Below are 2,120 nucleotides of genomic sequence, written 5' to 3'. Positions count from 1 at the left end.
GCATTGACATGCGCGGCCTTTACGGAGCTACACGCGTGCTCCTTGTGCCGAGCCAATGGGACGAAGGTTTCGGTCGGGTTGCAGTCGAGGCACAATCGAACGGCATTCCTGTGATCGCCAGCCGCCGCGGCGGCCTGCCCGAAGCGCTCGGACGTGGTGGGAAGCTAATCGATGCGGACTGCGGTGCACATACTTGGTCGGAGGCACTGACGACTTTGTGGGAAGACGAGAACGCCTGGCAAGAGGCCTCAGGAAGGGCACAAGCAGCCGCCGAAGACTTCGAACGGACGAATGAAACAAAACTTGCACGCCTGGAGGCTGTCTTGACCTCGATTACCAGCCCCAAAACGGTTTCCGCGAGACCCAGGCCTAAATGTGCGCTCGTATTTCTTCCAGGCGAAATCTCCTCCACACCGCACCAGCCATTTGGTCTGTTGCCGGACGATTTCGACCAATTGGACCTCATCTCCGTGCAATGGCGCGATTCCGACCCTGGAGCAACCGTCGAGGAAGAATTGGAGTATCAACAAATCGTATTCCTCGACCGGGAAATACCGCTTGGGTCACAGCTCTTTACGATTGTGCGGCATCTCGATTGCGGCTTTGTCGCATTTCTGCGGCCGTGGGACAGTGTGGACCCCGATTTTGTCCATGCAATGGTAGGCGCGCATCTCAGCACGCTCTGGTCTGCGTCCATTACGCTCTGCGACGTGGGCGTGAAGAATGAAGCGGGCAACGTCATCGTCACCGGCACATCCAACTTCAAAGCAATCGTCGATGCAGACAAACAACCGGTCGATGCCGGCTTCATGCGTGACACGTTTGGCCTGTCGTCCGTTACGTTGCCCTGGGAAGTTGCTCCCTACAGCCCGTTGTTGGCCGGGATGCTATTTCGTCGGGACGCCATAGTGTTGCTCGATACAGCCGACGAATTTGCGTCAACGACCGAGTTCCTAGAATATCTTCGCTTCGGCGCTCACTTAATTGGCGGAACGATCTATTTGGACCGCGTTCTGTGCTGGTCATCAGAACCAGGCGCAGAGCTGGTGGGCGTGCTTCCTACTGGCCATGGAGCACCGCTGAGGGAGGATATCAGTGAGTCGGCAATACTCAGTCTCGTAACAAACGACATTGAACGGCATTTGATGCCGAGGAGCTTCTCAAAGACAATTCTCACCAAATACTCGAGGAAGCAAATCGTATCCCTCTGCGAACGGTCTCCGCGGCTACGGAATCTTTTCGTCTCCGCATTCATTGAAAGCGTCCGGATCGGCGCCGATGGATCGGATTCATGAGCGGTCCGATGATTGTAACGGCTGCAGACAACAGTTTCTACGCATTACTGCAGTCGCTGATCAGTTCTTTGCGCGAGCAGCAAATTTTTCCAAAAATTCCCCTGACTGTGATCGATGTCGGTCTGACCCCGCTGCAGCGGCAAATGCTAGTTGGCGCGGCAGTTCAGCTTGTTTATCCGAAACTCCCCGTTTGGTGGCGAGGCCCGAGTATTGGTAACGCGTCAGCGGTATCGCAATTGTGCCGGCCGCGTTACCCCCGCATGTTTCCAACAGCCGACCTCATTATCCATGTCGACGCCGACATCTGGTTCGCCGACGCTGACGCCATTTTACATTCGTTGTACCGAGCGAACCAAGACACGACGGACTTAGTTGGTGCCGCTCACGACCATCCTTGCTATCAGGCGAATGCCGCGACGTTGAAATGGCGAAGTGACATGGCCTCATATTATACCCGGAACCCGGTATCATCGTTGCGAATAGACACCCACCGGTATATTAACGCGGGTCTGCTGGCGGCCAGATCGTCCTCCCCGGTCTGGGCGCGCTGGGAAGCGGTTCTAGACCGGGTGTCCGGGCAACCGGTCTCCCGTATCAACGATCAGGCAGCCCTCAACGTCGCGATGCAGGAAGATCAACTCAAGGTGCAATGGCTGCCTGCAAAAGCAAACTGGCTGACACATTTGGCAACGCCTCACTTCGATCCGGCGAAAGGGCTGCTAGTCGATCCCGCAGCGCCGGATCAACCGATCACAGGCATCCATCTGAGCGGGCGAGACAAATTTGCCGCACAGCAAGTACCAATTCTCGGCGGCGGTATTCTTC

2 protein-coding genes are annotated in these 2,120 nt (G+C 56.3%); both read left to right on the top strand.

Annotation, left to right across the window (positions count from 1 at the left end):
- Positions 1-1,295: glycosyltransferase (locus AC1D1Z_RS36720; RefSeq protein WP_477853733.1), on the top strand; the 1,295-nt coding region annotated here is incomplete at its 5' end.
- Positions 1,292-2,120, top strand: an 829-nt coding sequence (locus tag AC1D1Z_RS36715; RefSeq protein ID WP_477853732.1) for a hypothetical protein, incomplete at its 3' end; no start/stop codon positions are given. The genes AC1D1Z_RS36720 and AC1D1Z_RS36715, both read left to right, overlap by 4 nt.

It is taken from the genome of Rhizobium sp. P1_E1 (assembly GCF_056406015.1).
The sequence above is the reverse complement of the archived record's forward strand: the minus strand, read 5'-3'. Positions and strand labels throughout refer to the sequence as shown.